Below are 16,515 nucleotides of genomic sequence, written 5' to 3' on the forward strand. Positions count from 1 at the left end.
GTGAGGCGGAGAAGGGAGCGGCTGATGGGTGTGCGCACTGTGCTGCACCAAGCCGACATCTCACGAGCGCTGACCCGGATCGCGCACGAGATCCTCGAGTCCAATCGCGGGGCCGACGACCTCGTCCTGCTGGGCATCCCGACCCGCGGCGTGACGCTGGGACACCGGCTCGCCGCGCTGATCAGCGAGATCGCGCAGGTCTCCGTCCCCGTCGGATCCCTCGACGTGACGCTCTTCCGCGATGACCTCGCCAAGCACCCGACGCGATCGCCGCAGCCGACGGAGATCCCCGCGGGCGGCATCGACGGGAAGACGGTCGTCCTCGTCGACGACGTCCTCTTCTCCGGCCGGAGCATCCGCGCCGCGCTCGACGCCCTGCAGTCGATCGGCCGTCCCGCCGTCGTGCGGCTCGCGATCCTCATCGACCGCGGACACCGGGAGCTTCCCATCCGCCCCGACTTCGTGGGCAAGAACATCCCGTCCGCGCGCACCGAGCGCGTCAACGTGCGTCTGTTCGAGAACGACGGCGCCGAGGAGGTGACGATCGGCGAATGAGGCATCTCCTCGACACCCGCACGCTCGACAGAGCGACCGCCCTGCGCATCCTCGATGTCGCGGAGGACATGGCCGACACCCAGTCCCGCGAGGTCAAGAAGCTCCCCACGCTCCGCGGGAAGACCGTCGTCAACCTCTTCTTCGAGGACTCCACGCGCACCCGCATCTCCTTCGAGGCCGCCGCGAAGCGCCTGTCCGCCGACGTCATCAACTTCGCCGCCAAGGGCTCCAGCGTCTCCAAGGGCGAGAGCCTGAAGGACACCGCGCAGACGCTCGAGGCGATCGGCGCCGACGCGGTCGTCGTGCGGCACCCCGGCTCCGGCGCCCCGCAGACGCTCGCCACGAGCGGCTGGATCTCCGCCGGAGTCGTCAACGCCGGCGACGGCACGCACGAGCACCCCACCCAGGCGCTCCTCGACGCCTTCACCATCCGCAAGCGTCGCTTCGGTGCGGAGAGCCGCGGACGCGACCTCTCCGGTCTCCGGGTGACGATCGTCGGCGACGTGCTGCACTCCCGCGTGGCGCGCTCCAACGTCTGGCTGCTCACCACGCTCGGCGCCGAGGTCACGCTCGTGTCGCCGCCGACCCTGGTTCCGCAGAACGTGTCCCTGTGGCCCGTCCGCGTGGTCTACGACCTGGACGAAGCCCTCGCAGAGGGGCCGGACGCCGTGATGATGCTGCGCATCCAGCTCGAGCGGATGAACGCGGCGTATTTCCCGACTGAGCGGGAGTATTCGCGCCGGTGGGGCCTGGACGCACGGCGCGTGGCGGCTCTGCCGGGCGGTAGCATTGTCCTGCACCCCGGACCCATGAACCGGGGACTGGAGATCTCCTCCGAAGCTGCCGATTCCCCCCGTTCGACGGTGCTGGAACAGGTGTCGAACGGGGTCTCCGTGCGCATGGCGGTGCTGTACCTGCTGCTGGCAGGAGAACGAGACGACGAACGAGGGGGAGACCTGTGAGCGAGACCCTCGTCATCACCGGTGCACAGCTGCTCGGCGCGGACGGCGCCGACATCATCATCGAGGACGGCGTCATCGCCGAGGTCGGGACGGGGATCACCCGCACCGGCGCGCGGGTGATCGACGCCGCGGGCCTGGTCGCGCTGCCGGGCCTCGTCGACCTGCACACCCACCTGCGCGAGCCGGGGTTCGAGGCCTCCGAGACGATCCTCACCGGCACCAGAGCGGCCGCCGCGGGCGGGTTCACCGCCGTGTTCGCGATGCCGAACACCTCCCCGGTAGCCGACACGGCGGGCGTGGTCGAGCAGGAGCTCGCCCTCGGCGAGGCCGCCGGCTACGCGACCGTGCAGCCGATCGGCGCCGTCACGGTGGGGCAGAAGGGCGAGCGCCTCGCCGAGCTGGGCGCCATGGCCACCTCCCGTGCCCAGGTTCGGGTCTTCAGCGACGACGGCTTCTGCGTGTGGGACCCGCTGATCATGCGCCGGGCTCTGGAGTACGTGAAGTCCTTCGACGGCGTCATCGCCCAGCATGCGCAGGACCCGCGACTCACCGAGGGCGCCCAGATGAACGAGGGCACCGTCTCGGCCGAGCTCGGGCTGGCCGGGTGGCCGGCGGTCGCCGAGGAGTCGATCATCGCCCGCGACGTGCTCCTCGCCGAGCACGTCGGCTCGCGGCTGCACGTGTGCCACCTCTCGACGGCAGGCTCCGTGGACATCATCCGCTGGGCCAAGAAGCGCGGTGTCAACGTGACGGCGGAGGTCACGCCGCACCACCTGCTGCTCACGGACGAACTCGTCCGCGGCTACGACGCGCGGTTCAAGGTCAACCCGCCGCTGCGCCGCGAAGAGGACGTCCTCGCGGTCCGGGAGGGTCTGGCCGACGGCACGATCGACATCGTCGCGACCGACCACGCACCGCACCCCAGCGAGCACAAGGCGTGCGAGTGGCAGGCCGCCGCGAACGGCATGGTGGGTCTGGAGAGCGCCCTGCGGGTCGTGCACCAGTCGATGGTGCAGACCGGCCTGATCGGCTGGGCCGACGTCGCCCGCGTCATGAGCGCGACGCCCGCCCGCATCGGCCGGCTCTCCGGCCACGGCACGCCGCTCGCCGCCGGGCAGCCCGCGCACATCACGCTGTACGACCCCGCGGTCGACGGTGTGTTCACCGCCGCGGACCTGCACGGGCGCAGCGTGAACTCGCCCTACCTGGGCCGCGCCCTGCCCGGCAGGGTGGAGTACACCGTGCACGGCGGCGTCCTCACGGTCGACGGCGGCGCCGTCGTCGAGGAGCTCGGCGCATGAGCGCACGGGACCTCGCGGTCGCGATCATCATCGCCGTCGCGCTGCTGATCCTGCTCTCGATGCTGTTCGCCTGGCGACGACGAGTGCGGCGCGATGCCGCGTACACGGCCCCGCTCGGGGTGCCGGAGCACGCGGAGGTGACGCGCCGCGACGAGGTGCTCTACGTGTCCACGACTCGGCACGAGCAGCCCCTCGAACGGCTCGCGATCACCCCGCTGGCGTTCCGCGCACGCGGCGAGCTGGCTGTGACCGACCGCGGCATCGCGCTGGCCCTCGACGGTGCCCCCACCGTCTTCCTCGCCGCCGACCGCCTCGTCTCCGTCGACCGCGCGACCGTCACCATCGATCGCGTCGTGGAGCCCGGCGGGCTCGTGCGCATCTCGTGGCACGTCGACGACACGACCGTCGTCGACAGCTATGTGCGCCTCACCGGCGGCGACCTCCCGACCCTCATCTCCGACCTGCAGCGGCTCATCCCCGCCGCCCCTGACACAGGAGCCTCGTCATGACCCTCTCGACTTCCTCCCCGCAGGCCTCCGCGGCCCGCCTTCCCGACCCCGCCGTCCTCGTCCTGGAGGACGGCACCCGACACCGCGGACGCGCGTACGGCGCGCGCGGGCGCACCCTCGGCGAGGTCGTGTTCGCCACCGGCATGTCGGGATACCAGGAGACCATCACCGACCCGTCCTACGCCGGACAGATCGTCCTGCAGACGGCCCCGCACATCGGCAACACCGGCATGAACGACGAGGACACCGAGTCCCGCCGCATCTGGGTCGCCGGCTACATCGTGCGCGACCCCTCGCGCGTCGTCTCGAATTGGCGGGCGAACGCCTCTCTCGACGAGGTCCTCGTCGAGGACGGCATCGTCGGCATCAGCGGCATCGACACGCGCGCGGTCACCCGCCACATCCGCTCGGCCGGCTCCATGCGGGGCGGCATCTTCTCGGGTGCGGAGGCGGAGCTCGACCCGGAGGAGCAGCTGCGCATCGTCCGCGAGGCCCCGGAGATGACCGGCCTCAACCTCTCCGCGCAGGTGTCCGTCCAGAGCGCGACCGTCACCCCGGCGGTGGGGGAGCGCATCGGCAACCTCGCCGTGCTCGACCTCGGCGTGAAGCAGGCGACGATCGACAACCTCGCGGCCCGCGGCTTCGACGTGCACGTCCTCCCGCAGGACGTGGGCATCGACGAGATCCGGGCGATCGAGCCGGTCGCCGTCTTCTACTCGAACGGTCCCGGCGACCCCGCGGCCTCGGGCGACCACGTCGAACTGCTGCGCGCGGTCCTCGACGACGGGCTGCCCTTCTTCGGGATCTGCTTCGGAAACCAGCTCCTCGGCCGGGCCCTGGGTCTCGGCACGTACAAGCTGCCGTTCGGCCACCGCGGCATCAACCAGCCCGTGCTGGACAAGCAGACGGGCAAGGTGGAGATCACCGCGCACAACCACGGCTTCGCCGTCGAGGCGCCCCTGGAGGGCTCCTTCGACAGCCCGCACGGCTACGGCAAGGTCGAGGTCAGCCACGTCGGCCTCAACGACAACGTCGTGGAGGGCCTGCGCGCCCTCGACATCCCCGCCTTCTCGGTGCAGTACCACCCCGAGGCCGCGGCCGGACCGCACGACGCCAACTACCTCTTCGACCGCTTCCGCGACATGGTCATCGCGAACAAGAAGGACGCAAAGTAATGCCCAAGCGCGACGACATCCGCTCCGTCCTCGTCATCGGCTCCGGCCCGATCGTCATCGGCCAGGCCTGCGAGTTCGACTACTCCGGCACCCAGGCGTGCCGCGTCCTCCGTGAGGAGGGCGTCCGGGTCATCCTCGTCAACTCCAACCCCGCGACGATCATGACCGACCCCGACTTCGCCGACGCGACCTACATCGAGCCGATCACCCCCGCGGTGATCGAGACGATCATCGCCAAGGAGAAGCCCGACGCGATCCTGCCGACGCTCGGCGGTCAGACGGCGCTGAACGCCGCGATGGCCCTGCACGAGCAGGGGATCCTCGAGAAGTACGACGTCGAGCTCATCGGCGCGAAGGTGGACGCCATCAAGAAGGGCGAGGACCGTCAGGTCTTCAAGGAGCTCGTCCTCGAGGCGGGCGCGGACGTCGCCAAGAGCGTCATCGCCCACACCATGGACGACCTCCTCGCCGGTGCCGAGCAGCTCGGCTACCCGCTCGTGGTGCGCCCGTCCTTCACGATGGGCGGGCTGGGCTCCGGGTTCGCCTACGACGAGGAGGACCTGCGCCGCATCGGCGGCGCCGGCCTGCGCGACTCGCCGACGACCGAGGTGCTCCTGGAGGAGTCGATCCTCGGCTGGAAGGAGTACGAGCTCGAGCTCATGCGCGACACCGCCGACAACACGGTGGTCGTCTGCTCCATCGAGAACGTCGACCCGGTCGGCGTGCACACCGGCGACTCGATCACGGTGGCTCCGGCGCTGACCCTGACCGACCGCGAGTACCAGAAGCTCCGCGACATCGGCATCGACATCATCCGCGCCGTGGGCGTGGACACCGGTGGCTGCAACATCCAGTTCGCGGTCAACCCGGAGAACGGGCGCATCATCGTCATCGAGATGAACCCGCGCGTCTCCCGATCGAGCGCCCTGGCGTCGAAGGCCACCGGCTTCCCGATCGCCAAGCTCGCGGCCAAGCTCGCCCTCGGCTACCGCCTCGACGAGATCCCGAACGACATCACCGGCGTGACCCCGGCCAGCTTCGAGCCGACGCTCGACTACGTGGTCGTGAAGGTCCCGCGCTTCGCGTTCGAGAAGTTCCCGGCCGCCGACGCCACCCTCACCACGACCATGAAGTCGGTCGGCGAGGCGATGGCCATCGGCCGCAACTACGCCACCGCGCTGCAGAAGGCGCTGCGGTCGCTCGAGAAGCGGGGCTCCAGCTTCCACTGGGGCGAGGAGCCGCGCACCGTCGAGGAACTACTCGAGATCGCGAAGACCCCGACCGACGGCCGGATCGTCACCCTGCAGCAGGCGCTGCGCAAGGGCGCGACCATCGAGCAGGCGTTCGAGGCCACGGCCATCGACCCCTGGTTCCTCGACCAGATCGTCCTCATCAACGAGGTCGCCGAGGTCGTCCGCACCGCCGGCGAGCTGGACGACGCGACTCTGCGCTACGCCAAGGAGCACGGATTCTCCGACGTGCAGATCGCCCAGCTCCGCGGCGAGAGCGAGGCCGAGATCCGCGGCGTGCGCCACGGCCTCGGCATCCGCCCGGTCTACAAGACGGTCGACACCTGCGCAGGGGAGTTCCCCGCGCTGACGCCGTACCACTACTCGAGCTACGACGCCGAGACCGAGGTCGCGCCGTCCGACCGCACCAAGGTCGTGATCATCGGCTCCGGCCCGAACCGCATCGGTCAGGGCGTCGAGTTCGACTACTCCTGCGTGCACGCCTCGTTCGCGCTGTCCGACGCGGGCTTCGAGACCGTGATGATCAACTGCAACCCGGAGACCGTGTCGACCGACTACGACACGTCCGACCGGCTGTACTTCGAGCCGCTGACGCTCGAGGACGTGCTGGAGGTCCTGGACGCGGAGGCGGCGAGCGGCACCATCCTCGGCGTCGTCTGCCAGCTCGGCGGGCAGACCCCGCTCGGGCTCGCGAAGGGCATCGAGGCGGCCGGCTACACGGTCCTGGGGACGAGCCCGGAAGCCATCGACCTGGCCGAGGAGCGCGAGCTGTTCTCGCGCCTGCTCGACGAGGCCGGACTCCTCGCGCCGCGCAACGGCACGGCGATCGACGTGGAGGGCGCGGTGCGCATCGCCGAGGAGATCGGCTACCCGGTGCTCGTGCGCCCGAGCTTCGTGCTCGGCGGTCGCGGCATGGAGATCGTCTACGGCACCGACGCGCTGCGTGACTACTTCGTGCGGACCGCCGGTGAGGTCGTGATCGAGGAGGGCAAGCCGCTCCTGGTCGACCGCTTCCTCGACGACGCGATCGAGCTCGATGTGGACGCCCTGTACGACGGCACCGACCTCTTCATCGGCGGCGTCATGGAGCATCTGGAGGAAGCCGGCATCCACTCCGGTGACTCGAGCTGCACGCTGCCGCCGGTCTCGCTCGGCCGCAGCGACGTCGACCGCGTCCGCGAGGCCACCCTCGCGATCGCGCAGGGCGTCGGCGTGCGCGGTCTGCTGAACGTGCAGTTCGCGATCAGCGCCGGCGTGCTCTACGTCATCGAGGCGAACCCCCGGGCCAGCCGCACGGTGCCCTTCGTCTCCAAGGCGCTGGGCATCCCGATGGCGAAGGCCGCCAGCCGCATCATGGCCGGCTCCACCATCGCCGAGCTCCGCGCCGAGGGGATGCTGCCCGCGCAGGACGGCTCGCGCGTCCCGCTGGACGCTCCGGTCTCGGTCAAGGAGGCCGTGCTGCCCTTCAAGCGGTTCCGCACCGCCGACGGCAAGACGGTCGACTCGGTCCTCGGCCCGGAGATGCGCTCGACCGGCGAGGTCATGGGCATCGATCGCGACTTCCCGACCGCGTTCGCGAAGTCCCAGGCCGCGGCCTACGGCGGCATGCCGACCTCGGGAACCGTGTTCATCTCGGTCGCCGACTCCGACAAGCGCGCGGTGATCCTCCCGGCGCACCGCCTCCAGCAGCTCGGCTTCACGATCGTGGCGACCGAGGGCACGGCGGAGATCCTGTCCCGCAACGGCATCGCCGTCACGGTGGTCGAGAAGTACAGCGAGACTCAGGAGTCCGGCGCCCGGAACATCGTCGACCTCATCAACGACGGGGAGATCGACATCGTCGTGAACACCCCGTCCGGTGGTGCCGCTCGCGCGGACGGCTACGAGATCCGCGCCGCCGCCGTCGCCGCGGACAAGGCGCTCTTCACGACCATCGCCGTGCTCGGCGCGGCGGTGAGCGGGATGGACGCCGCGCACGAGGGCTTCCAGGTCAAGAGCCTGCAGGAGTACGCCCAGGACCGGATGGCCGCGGTATGACGGAACGCTTCGGCAGGCGAGCCCGCGCCGCTCTGGAGGCGCACGGTCCGCTCTGTGTCGGCATCGACCCCCACGCCGCTCTGCTGGCGGCGTGGGGGCTGACCGCCGACGCCGCCGGAGTCCGGGAGTTCGGGCTCCGTACCGTCGAGGCGGCCGCCGGTCGCGTCGGTGTCGTGAAGCCGCAGGTGTCGTTCTTCGAGCGGTACGGCGCCGCCGGGTTCGCCGCGCTGGAGGACGTGCTCGCCGCCGCGCGGGCGGCCGGACTGCTCGTGATCGCCGATGCCAAGCGCGGGGACATCGGATCGACGATGGCGGATTACGCGCAGGCCTGGCTGCCCGCCGGTGCGCCTCTGGAGGCGGACGCCCTGACGGTGAACCCGTACCTCGGCGTCGGTGCGCTGGAGGGCGCATTCGCCCTGGCTGAGGAGCACGGCAAGGGGCTCTTCGTCCTCGCGGCGACCAGCAACCCCGAGGCGACCGTGCTGCAGCGCGCGACGACCGCGGACGGCGAGACCGTGTCCGCGGCCGTGGTCGCCGAGGTGTCGCGCCGGAACGCCGCCGCGACGCCCGCGGGGGAGTGGGGGAGTTTCGGCTTCGTTATCGGTGCCACCGTGGACGCGGCGGAGGCCGGCCTCGCGCCGTTCGCGCCCGTCGCCCCGATCCTCGCCCCCGGCTTCGGCGCGCAGGGCGCCACTCCCGCGGATCTCGCCCGCCGCTTCGGCCCCCAGGCCGCCTCGGTGATCGCGAGCGAGAGCCGCAGCCTCCTCTCCGCGGGCCCGGCGGCCCTCGCCGAGACGATCGCCGACCGCGCCGCCCAGTATCGAGAGGTCAGCCGTGGCTGAGGAACGCCGCACCGTCCCCGAGGTCGACAGGGCCGCCGCCGCCCGCCGTGCGGTCGAGAGACGACGCGCCAGGGCCTCGCTCAAGCGGGATCTGACGATGCGCGTCGTCACCCCGCAGGCCGTGCTGCATCGCGCGACGGAGGACCCTGACTCGGTCGAGGGGTCCATGCGCATCACCGACTTCCTCCTGGCCCTCCCGGCGATCGGCGCGGGAAAGCGCGACCGCGTGCTGGAGCAGCTCCACATCTCTCCGGTCAAGCGGCTCGGCGGGCTGGGCGCCCGGCAGCGCCGGGTGCTGGAGGAGTGGCTGGACGACCGGTTCCCCGTACCTGCGCCCCGGGGGGCGCGCAGCCGACTGCTCGTCCTCGCCGGTCCCACGGCCGTAGGCAAGGGGACCGTCGCCGCGCACATCCGCGAGAACAACCCCGAGATCCATCTGTCCGTCTCGGCGACCACCCGACCTCCACGCCCGGGCGAGATCGACGGCGTGCACTACTACTTCGTGGACGACGCCGAGTTCGACCGCCTGATCGCCGACGGCGAGCTGCTGGAATACGCGGTCGTGCACAATCGCTCGCGCTACGGCACTCCGCGCGCTCCCATCGACGCCGCCCTGGCCGAGGGGAAGACCGTGCTGCTGGAGATCGACCTGCAGGGCGCGCGCCAGGTGCGCGCGGCCGAGCCGTCGGCGACCCTCATCTTCCTTCTGCCGCCGAGCTGGGACGAGCTGGTGCACCGACTGGTCGGCCGGGGTACCGAGGACGCCGAGGAGCGAGCCCGCCGGCTGCGGACCGCGAAGGTCGAGCTCGCGGCGCAGAACGAGTTCGACCACCTCATCGTGAACGAGGACGTCGCCACCGCCGCTCGCGAGGTCGTAGACTTGTCTACAAGCTCTGCGCGCTGACCTGATTCCAGGGTCGAGCACCACGCCGGTCCCTGAGCTCGTCGAAGGGTCGCGCGCCCGCAGCACCGTCTTCGCGGCGAATCCCGTCGCCTGATCAGGAGGTCCACCCATGGCCGGACGCAACAACGGCATCATCGATCCCCCCATCGACAACCTGCTGGAGCGCGTCGACTCCAAGTACGAGCTCGTGATCTACGCGGCCAAGCGCGCCCGTCAGATCAACGACTACTACTCCGACCTGCACGAGGGGAACCTCTTCGACAACGTGGGCCCGCTCGTCGACTCCTCGGTCGAGGACAAGCCGCTCACCATCGCCCTGCACGAGATCAACGAGGACAAGCTCCGCCTGCGTCACGCGGAGTAACTCGACGACCGCGCCGCCCCGACGTCGGTGGCGCGGTCCAGAATGGGTGCCACACCCTCCCACCGTCCGTCCCCGTTCTGGAGCATCGATGAGCGCGCTGCGTCTGTTCACGTCCGAGTCCGTCACCGAAGGGCATCCGGACAAGATCTGCGACCAGATCTCGGACAGCATCCTCGACGGACTGCTCGCGAAGGACCCGGCCTCCCGGGTCGCGGTCGAGACGCTCGTCACGACCGGGCTCGTGCATGTGGCCGGCGAGATCCGCACCGACGCCTACGTCGACATCCCGACGATCGTCCGCCAGGTCGTGAACGGCATCGGCTACACGTCGTCCGACACCGGCTTCGACGGCGACTCGTGCGGCGTCAGCGTCTCGGTGGGGGAGCAGTCCACCGACATCGCCCACGGGGTCGACAATGCCCAGGAGCACCGCGACGGCTCGTCGGTCGATCCGCTCGACGGCCTCGGCGCCGGGGACCAGGGCATCATGTTCGGGTTCGCCACCAACGAGACCCCGCAGCTCATGCCGATGGCCGCATGGACCGCGCACCGCATCGCCGAGCGGCTGACCGAGGTGCGCCGCAGCGGGTTGCTGCCCTTCCTGCGCCCGGACGGGAAGACGCAGGTCACCCTCGGCTACGACGGCTTCACCCCGAAGACCGTCGACGCCGTCGTGCTGTCCACGCAGCACAACCCGGACATCGCCCAGGACGACCTCAAGGCGCAGATCCGCGAGCACGTCATCGATCCGGTCCTCGCCACGACCGGCCTCGACCTCGACGACGTCACCTACTACATCAACCCCGCGGGCCCCTTCGTCACGGGCGGCCCCAAGGGAGACGCCGGGCTCACCGGCCGCAAGATCATCATCGACACCTACGGCGGCGCCGCACGGCACGGCGGTGGTGCCTTCAGCGGCAAGGACCCGTCGAAGGTCGACCGCTCCGGCGCCTATGCGACGCGCTGGGTCGCCAAGAACGCGGTCGCCGCGGGCCTCGCCGACCGCCTCGAGGTGCAGGTCGCCTACGCGATCGGCGTCGCCCGCCCCGTCGGCCTGTACGTGGAGACCTTCGGCACCGGACGGGTGTCCGACGAGGTCATCACCCGCGCCATCGACGAGGTGTTCGACCTCCGGCCGCAGGCCATCATCGAGCAGCTCGACCTGCTGCGGCCGATCTATGCGCAGACGGCCGCGTACGGGCACTTCGGTCGGGAGCTGCCGGACTTCACGTGGGAGCGGACGGACCGGGCCGAGGAGCTGCGGCGCGCTGCCGGGCTCTGACGGGTCCGCGGTGCTGATCTCTCCGGAGAGCCGGCGCATCGCGCGGGTGCTCCTCGAGTCGCCGCTGCCGCAGCTCGACCGCCTGTTCGACTACGCGCTCCCGCCGGAGCTCGGTGACGTCGAGCCCGGGGTCCGCGTGCGCGTGCCCCTGCGGACCGCGGGGCGCGTGGTCGACGGATTCGTGGTGGAGCTGGACGTGGAGGACGACGCCGATCGGCCGCTCTCCGAGGTCGAGAGCATCGTGTCCGCCGTTCCCGTACTGCCGGATCGCCTGTACCGACTGGCGCGGCGCGTCGCCGATCGCGCGGCAGGGTCAGCAGCCGACGTGCTGCGGCTGGTGATCCCGAAGCGGCAGGTGCGGGTCGAGAAGGCCTGGACCGCCGACGCTCCGACGCCGCTCCTCGAACCCGAGGCCCGCGACGCGGCCGCGTCCGTCGTCGGACTGTACGACGGACTGCAGGCGGTGCTCGACGAGAACGGACGGGCGGCCGTCGAGGCCATCCCGCAGCTCAGCGACGACACACCGGGCTGGGCGCGGATGCTCGCTGCTGCCGCCGCGACGACGCTCGCGGCGGGGAAGTCGACCATCCTCGTCGTGCCCGACCACCGTGACCTCGATCGGCTGCTGGCCGCCCTCGACAGGTTCGTCCCGGCGGAGGCGATCGCGCGGTACGACTCCCGACAGCCGAACCCGGATCGCTATCGCTCCTTCCTGCGCACGCTCGAGGACGCGCCCTGCATCGTCGTCGGGAACAGGTCCGCCGTGTACGCCCCTGTCGTCGCCGGTCTCGTGGCGCTGTGGGACGACGGCGACAGCCTGCTGGGCGAGCCGCTCGCACCCTACGTCCACGCCCGGGACGCGGCGCTGCTGCGGCAGGAGGCGGAGGGCTCGGCCCTGCTCTTCGCCGGTCACACGCGGACGACCGAGGTCGAGCGGCTCGTCGTGCACGGCTGGCTGCGGGATGTCCGCGCGACCCGGCGGGTCCTCCCGCGTGTGGTGCTGAGCACGCCGCAGGAGATGGAGCAGCCGACGCCCCAGCGCATGCCGTCGTCGGCCTTCCTCGCCGCCCGGAACGCGGCCGCGGAGGGTCCGGTACTCATCCAGGTCTCGCGGCCTGGCTTCGCGCCGTCCCTCGTCTGCGCCGACTGCCGGGCCCCCGCCCGATGCCCTCATTGCGGCGGTCCTCTCGGCGCCCGCCATCGTGGCGCGGTCCCGGTGTGCGGGTGGTGCGGGTGTGGGGCCAGGGCGTGGACCTGCCCGGCGTGCTCCTCGACCCGTCTCCGGCTCGCTTCATCCGGCAGCGAGCGGACCGCCGACGAGCTCGGACGCGCCTTCCCCGGCGTCCGCGTCATCGTCGCCGACGGCAGCCATCCGGTGGAGCGCGTCGACGCGCGCCCGGCCCTCGTGGTCGCCACGCGCGGCGCCGAGCCCCTCGCGGAGGGCGGCTACCGGGCGGTCGTCCTGCTCGACGGCCCGCGGATGCTGCAGGCGCCGGATCTGCGCATCGGCGAAGCGTGTCTGCGGTGGTGGTCGAACGCCGCCGCCCTCGCCGCGCCGGGCGCCCCCGTCCACCTCGTCGGCGTCGACGGCGCCGTCGCCAGAGCCCTCGCCACGTGGAACCACCCCGCCTACGCACGCACCGAGCTGGAGCAGCGTGCGCCGCTGCACATGCCGCCGACCGCGCGCGTCGCGCTCGTGGAAGGCTCGTCCGCCGCCGTGGCGCGCGCTCTGGAGGCCCTGTCCGAACTCTCGCTGCCCTCCGACGCGGTGCTCGGTCCCGTCCCCGTCGAATCGGATGACGTCCCGCCCCGCGTACGGGCGCTCGTGCGCTTCGACTACGGCGCGGGGAGTCGCGTCGCGACCACCCTCCGTGCTGCCGTCGTGGCGGAGGCGGTGAGCGGCCGCCGAGGCCGGACCAAGGCCGCCCGCAGCACGCTCTCGGTCCGCCTCGATATCCTCGATCCAGAACTCTGACCCTTCCGGAGAACCTTCATGCGCCTCGTCTTCGCCGGCACTCCCGCCGCCGCGGTCCCCACTCTGCGACGCCTCGCCGCCGAGCACGACATCGTCGCCGTGGTGACGCGCCCCGACGCCCCCCTCGGGCGCAAGCGTGTGCTGACCCCGTCGCCGGTCGCTCAGGCTGCGGTGGAGCTCGGCCTGCCGGTCATCCACGCTGCCCGGCTGGACGAGGCGGTGACGACGGAGATCTCGGCCCTGCGCCCGGAGCTCGGCGTGATCGTCGCGTACGGCGGGCTCGTGCGCGAGCCGCTCCTGTCGGTGCCGGATGCCGGGTGGATCAACCTGCACTTCTCGCTCCTGCCGGCCTGGCGCGGAGCCGCGCCGGTGCAGCGAGCTCTGATCGCGGGAGATGCCGTCCTCGGCGCGAGCGTCTTCCAGCTCGTCCCCGAGCTCGACGCCGGCGACGTGTTCGCGATGCGTACCGTCGAGCTCCCGGCGACCGCCACGGCGGGGGAGGCGCTGGAGGCTCTGGCCCTCGACGGCGCCGGTCTCACCGCCGACGTGGTCGCCGCGATCGCGGACGGCAGCGCCCGCGCCGTCCCGCAGGAAGGCGAGCCGACGTTCGCCGGCAAGCTGACGCTCGAGGACGGTCTCCTCGACTTCCGCGAGCCGTTCGACGCCGTGTACGCCCGGTTCCGCGGAGTCACGCCGGAGCCGGGAGCGCACACGACGATCGACGGTCAGCGGCTGAAGATCCTCGAGGCGCGACCCGCCGGTGCCGAGGCGGAGGACCTGCGACCAGGTGCCATGGCGGGCACGCGAGCGGAGGTCCTGATCGGGACGGCCACCTCGCCGCTGGCCGTCACCCGGCTGCAGCCCGCGGGCAAGGGCCCCATGAACGCCGCCGACTGGTGGCGGGGTCTGCAGGGTGCGACTCCGGTGGCCGGCTCGTGAACGCGAACGACGGACGGCGCCCCGGCTCGGGTCGGCAGCACGCAGGCCGGGCGCGGAACGGCCGCGGCCCGAACCGGTCGGTCCAGCCGGCGCGCCGCGTGGCCTACGACGTGATCAGGGCGGTGTCGGACTCCGACGCCTACGCCAACCTGCTCCTCCCGACGGCGATCGCCGAGGCGGGGCTGGACCCGCAGGACGCGGCTCTGGCGACGGAACTGACCTACGGCACACTCCGTCGCCGGGGCACCTACGACGCGATCATCGCCGCCGCCGCCGACCGCCCCGCCGACGCGATCGACCCCGCCGTGCTCGACGCCCTCCGGCTCGCGGTGCACCAGCTCCTCGCGACGCGGGTGGCCTCGCACGCCGCCGTGAACGAGTCCGTGAACCTCGTGGCCCTCACGGCGGGGCGTGGCGCGTCGAGCTTCGCCAACGCGGTGCTCCGGCGGATCGCCCGCGAGTCGCCGGGCGAGTGGCTCGCGCGCATCGAGGCGGCGGCGCGATCGGACGACGAACGCCTGGCCCTCCGAGCCGCGCACCCGGTGTGGATCATCCGGGCGCTGCGGCGCGCCCTCGCCGCCGAGGGGCGCGTCGAGGAGCTGGACGCCCTGCTGGAGGCCGACAACGTCTCGCCCGAGGTCACCCTGGTCGCCCTCCCCGGGCTCGCGGAGCCGCAGGAGCCCCGCCGGCCCTACGCCGCCACGGCGTTCGCGTCTCCGGGAGGCGATCCGCGTCTCGCGCTGGCCGCCTCCGACGGTGCGGTCCGAGTGCAGGACGAGGGATCTCAGCTCGTCGCGCTCGCGCTGACCGCGGCGACGCCGCTGCGCACGGGGGAGCGGTGGCTCGATCTGTGCGCAGGACCCGGCGGGAAGACGGCCCTGCTCGCCGCCGTCGCCCGGCAGAACGACGCGGTCCTGGAAGCCAACGAGGTGGTGCCGACCCGCGCCCGGCTCGTGCGCAATGCGCTGCGCGCTGTCCCGGGCGACGTCACCGTGCACGAGCGCGACGGCCGGGAGCTGGCGGCCGAGCGGCCGGAGGCGTTCGACCGGATCCTCGTGGACGCCCCCTGCACCGGCCTCGGCGCCCTCCGACGGCGCCCGGAGGCCCGGTGGCGGAAGTCCGCGGCGGACGTCGCCGAGCTCGTGCCGCTGCAGGTCGGCCTGCTCACGGCGGCTGTGGACGCTCTCGCACCGGGAGGCGTCGTCGCGTACGTCACCTGTTCGCCCCATCTCGCGGAGACCACGGCGGTGGTCGAGGAGGTGCGGCGCATCCGGCCGGAGCTCGTCGAGCTCGATGCCCGCGCGGTGCTGCACGGCGTGGCGCAGTCGCCGATCGATCTCGCCGACGACGGGCGGGCGCAGACGGGCAGCGCTCAGCTCTGGCCGCATCGGCACGGCACCGACGCGATGTTCCTCGCACTCCTGCAGCGCCCGCTGGAGGCGACAGACGCCCCGAAGGAAGGTTGAGACCATGGACCTGCCCCGCGCCCCGCGCATCAACCCCAGCATCCTCGCCGCTGACTTCGTCAACATGCAGGCGGAGCTCGCCCGCATCGCGACCGCCGACTTCGCGCACGTCGACGTCATGGACAACCACTTCGTCCCGAACCTCACGTTCGGCCCGCAGATGGTCCAGCGCATCCAGGAGACCAGCCCGGTCCCGCTGGACGTGCATCTCATGATCACGGATCCGGATCGCTGGGCCCCGGGCTACGCCGAGCTCGGCGCCGCGAGCGTGACCTTCCACCTGGAGGCGGCGGGGGAGCCGGTGGCTCTCGCGCGGCGGCTGCGCGACATCGGCGCCCGTGCCGGGGTCGCGGTCAAGCCCGCGACTCCTGTCGAGGGACTCTTCGACCTGCTGGACGAGTTCGACCAGATCCTCGTGATGACCGTCGAGCCGGGGTTCGGCGGACAGGGCTTTCTGCCCGAGACCATGCCGAAGCTGCAGGCGCTGTCCGCGGAGGCGCGGCGCCGCGGCTCGTCCGTCTGGCTCCAGGTCGACGGGGGCATCTCCGACGCGACGATCGCCCAGGCGGCCGAAGCGGGAGCCGACACCTTCGTCGCCGGATCCGCGGTCTACGGGGCCGACGACGTGGAGGCGGCCGTCACCCGGCTCAGGGACCTCGCGCGAGCCGGTAGCCTGGAGGGGTGAAGACTTTCGACGAGCTGTTCGCCGAGCTCAGCGTCAAGGCCGAGACCCGACCCGAGGGATCGGGCACCGTGGCGGAGCTCGACGGCGGCGTGCATGCGATCGGCAAGAAGATCGTCGAAGAGGCCGCCGAGGTCTGGATGGCGGCGGAGTACGAGTCGGATGCCGCTGCCGCCGAGGAGATCTCCCAGCTCCTCTACCACCTGCAGGTGATGATGCTCGCGAAGGGCCTCACCCTGCAGGACGTCTACCGACATCTGTGATGCGCTCCG

15 protein-coding genes are annotated in these 16,515 nt (G+C 71.9%); all 15 read left to right on the forward strand.

Annotation, left to right across the window (positions count from 1 at the left end; translation table 11 throughout):
- Positions 1–24 precede the first annotated feature (24 nt).
- The 15 genes from pyrR (at position 25) to AB0300_RS05420 (ending at position 16,506) form a co-directional block, all read left to right on the forward strand.
- Positions 25–555 (forward strand): bifunctional pyr operon transcriptional regulator/uracil phosphoribosyltransferase PyrR, encoded by a 531-nt coding sequence (pyrR, locus tag AB0300_RS05350; protein ID WP_025103498.1) that lies wholly within the window; start codon positions 25–27, stop codon positions 553–555.
- The gene (locus AB0300_RS05355; protein ID WP_025103497.1) at positions 552–1,517 is read left to right on the forward strand and encodes an aspartate carbamoyltransferase catalytic subunit; all 966 of its coding nucleotides are present in this window, start codon (positions 552–554) and stop codon (positions 1,515–1,517) included. Before pyrR ends, AB0300_RS05355 begins: the two co-directional genes overlap by 4 nt.
- A complete protein-coding gene (locus AB0300_RS05360) occupies positions 1,514–2,818 on the forward strand; it encodes a dihydroorotase (RefSeq protein WP_085607544.1) in 1,305 nt (434 codons plus the stop codon). The genes AB0300_RS05355 and AB0300_RS05360 overlap by 4 nt, the downstream gene beginning before the upstream one ends.
- Positions 2,815–3,327 carry a hypothetical protein gene (locus tag AB0300_RS05365; RefSeq protein WP_062634504.1) on the forward strand — a complete coding sequence of 171 codons (513 nt, stop codon included), beginning with the start codon at positions 2,815–2,817 and terminating at the stop codon, positions 3,325–3,327. The genes AB0300_RS05360 and AB0300_RS05365 overlap by 4 nt, the downstream gene beginning before the upstream one ends.
- Entirely contained in the window at positions 3,324–4,502 is a 1,179-nt protein-coding gene (gene carA, locus AB0300_RS05370; RefSeq protein WP_085607542.1) for a glutamine-hydrolyzing carbamoyl-phosphate synthase small subunit, read from the forward strand. The genes AB0300_RS05365 and carA overlap by 4 nt, the downstream gene beginning before the upstream one ends.
- The gene (carB, locus tag AB0300_RS05375; RefSeq protein ID WP_085607540.1) at positions 4,502–7,789 is read left to right on the forward strand and encodes a carbamoyl-phosphate synthase large subunit; all 3,288 of its coding nucleotides are present in this window, start codon (positions 4,502–4,504) and stop codon (positions 7,787–7,789) included. Before carA ends, carB begins: the two co-directional genes overlap by 1 nt.
- Positions 7,786–8,631 carry an orotidine-5'-phosphate decarboxylase gene (gene pyrF / locus AB0300_RS05380; protein ID WP_366215589.1) on the forward strand — a complete coding sequence of 282 codons (846 nt, stop codon included), beginning with the start codon at positions 7,786–7,788 and terminating at the stop codon, positions 8,629–8,631. Before carB ends, pyrF begins: the two co-directional genes overlap by 4 nt.
- The gene (gmk, locus tag AB0300_RS05385) at positions 8,624–9,535 is read left to right on the forward strand and encodes a guanylate kinase (protein WP_025103491.1); all 912 of its coding nucleotides are present in this window, start codon (positions 8,624–8,626) and stop codon (positions 9,533–9,535) included. Before pyrF ends, gmk begins: the two co-directional genes overlap by 8 nt.
- A gap of 109 nt (positions 9,536–9,644) precedes the next feature.
- Complete coding sequence (rpoZ, locus tag AB0300_RS05390) at positions 9,645–9,899, forward strand: DNA-directed RNA polymerase subunit omega (protein ID WP_025103490.1); 255 nt, start codon at positions 9,645–9,647, stop codon at positions 9,897–9,899.
- 88 nt (positions 9,900–9,987) lie between these two features.
- Complete coding sequence (metK, locus tag AB0300_RS05395; protein WP_105949851.1) at positions 9,988–11,181, forward strand: methionine adenosyltransferase; 1,194 nt, start codon at positions 9,988–9,990, stop codon at positions 11,179–11,181.
- 16 nt (positions 11,182–11,197) lie between these two features.
- A complete protein-coding gene (locus AB0300_RS05400; RefSeq protein ID WP_366215659.1) occupies positions 11,198–13,156 on the forward strand; it encodes a primosomal protein N' in 1,959 nt (652 codons plus the stop codon).
- Between the two features lie 18 nt (positions 13,157–13,174).
- Positions 13,175–14,095 carry a methionyl-tRNA formyltransferase gene (gene fmt / locus AB0300_RS05405; protein ID WP_126893173.1) on the forward strand — a complete coding sequence of 307 codons (921 nt, stop codon included), beginning with the start codon at positions 13,175–13,177 and terminating at the stop codon, positions 14,093–14,095.
- 98 nt (positions 14,096–14,193) lie between these two features.
- Positions 14,194–15,561: a transcription antitermination factor NusB gene (locus AB0300_RS05410; protein WP_366215590.1), complete on the forward strand. Its 1,368-nt coding sequence runs from the start codon at positions 14,194–14,196 to the stop codon at positions 15,559–15,561.
- 4 nt (positions 15,562–15,565) lie between these two features.
- Complete coding sequence (gene rpe / locus AB0300_RS05415) at positions 15,566–16,246, forward strand: ribulose-phosphate 3-epimerase (protein ID WP_025103485.1); 681 nt, start codon at positions 15,566–15,568, stop codon at positions 16,244–16,246.
- On the forward strand, positions 16,243–16,506 hold the full coding sequence (locus tag AB0300_RS05420) for a phosphoribosyl-ATP diphosphatase (RefSeq protein WP_025103484.1): 264 nt from the start codon (positions 16,243–16,245) through the stop codon (positions 16,504–16,506). Before rpe ends, AB0300_RS05420 begins: the two co-directional genes overlap by 4 nt.
- Positions 16,507–16,515 lie beyond the last annotated feature (9 nt).

The organism is Microbacterium sp. NPDC078814, from assembly GCF_040702645.1.
Classification (GTDB): Bacteria; Actinomycetota; Actinomycetes; order Actinomycetales; family Microbacteriaceae; genus Microbacterium.

Bases quoted from the DNA above. Each gene is read 5' to 3' on its own strand.
- pyrR (WP_025103498.1), top strand. From the start codon at position 25: ATGGGTGTGCGCACTGTGCTGCACCAAGCCGACATCTCACGAGCGCTG.
- AB0300_RS05355 (WP_025103497.1), top strand. From the start codon at position 552: ATGAGGCATCTCCTCGACACCCGCACGCTCGACAGAGCGACCGCCCTG.
- AB0300_RS05365 (WP_062634504.1), top strand. From the start codon at position 2,815: ATGAGCGCACGGGACCTCGCGGTCGCGATCATCATCGCCGTCGCGCTG.
- carA (WP_085607542.1), top strand. From the start codon at position 3,324: ATGACCCTCTCGACTTCCTCCCCGCAGGCCTCCGCGGCCCGCCTTCCC.
- carB (WP_085607540.1), top strand. From the start codon at position 4,502: ATGCCCAAGCGCGACGACATCCGCTCCGTCCTCGTCATCGGCTCCGGC.
- pyrF (WP_366215589.1), top strand. From the start codon at position 7,786: ATGACGGAACGCTTCGGCAGGCGAGCCCGCGCCGCTCTGGAGGCGCAC.
- rpoZ (WP_025103490.1), top strand. From the start codon at position 9,645: ATGGCCGGACGCAACAACGGCATCATCGATCCCCCCATCGACAACCTG.
- metK (WP_105949851.1), top strand. From the start codon at position 9,988: ATGAGCGCGCTGCGTCTGTTCACGTCCGAGTCCGTCACCGAAGGGCAT.
- fmt (WP_126893173.1), top strand. From the start codon at position 13,175: ATGCGCCTCGTCTTCGCCGGCACTCCCGCCGCCGCGGTCCCCACTCTG.
- rpe (WP_025103485.1), top strand. From the start codon at position 15,566: ATGGACCTGCCCCGCGCCCCGCGCATCAACCCCAGCATCCTCGCCGCT.